General features: G+C 56.5%; 1 protein-coding gene. It reads left to right on the forward strand.

The window, feature by feature from the left end:
* Positions 1-383: 383 nt before the first annotated feature.
* A partial coding sequence (locus tag E2K74_RS14450) for a transposase zinc-binding domain-containing protein (protein WP_171480736.1) occupies positions 384-680 on the forward strand: 297 nt, incomplete at its 3' end.

Genomic DNA, 680 nt, shown 5'->3' on the forward strand with positions numbered 1-680 from the left:
CGGCCGAAATGATCGCCGGCGGCTATGAGTTCGAGCTGCCGCCCATTCCTTGCACCATCCGCCTACGCGACGTGCTGGAGCGCATGACCGATGCTGAGCTAGCATTGCAGCCGGGCGAGATCGCCGACCAGGAGCGTGAACGCTGCCGGCGCAAGCCGTGTTCAACCTCATGATCTGGTCATGGTATTTTTCATGGCACTGAGCCTGATAGTTCTTGCAAATTGTTGTCACTAAAGGGTTTTGTGTGCTTGTTTACAATCGAGTGGGAGTGACGGGCACTGGCTGGCAATGTCTAGCAACGGCAGGCATTTCGGCTGAGGGTAAAAGAACTTTCCGCTAAGCGATAGACTGTATGTAAACACAGTATTGCAAGGACGCGGAACATGCCTCATGTGGCGGCCAGGACGGCCAGCCGGGATCGGGATACTGGTCGTTACCAGAGCCACCGACCCGAGCAAACCCTTCTCTATCAGATCGTTGACGAGTATTACCCGGCATTCGCTGCGCTTATGGCAGAGCAGGGAAAGGAATTGCCGGGCTATGTGCAACGGGAATTTGAAGAATTTCTCCAATGCGGGCGGCTGGAGCATGGCTTTCTACGGGTTCGCTGCGAGTCTTGCCACGCCGAGCACCTGGTCGCTTTCAGCTGTAAGCGTCGCGGTTTCTGCCCGAGCTGTGGG

Origin of the sequence: Acinetobacter sp. RF15B (assembly GCF_007558235.1) — a bacterium.
Classification (GTDB): domain Bacteria; phylum Pseudomonadota; class Gammaproteobacteria; order Pseudomonadales; family Moraxellaceae; genus Acinetobacter; species Acinetobacter lwoffii_C.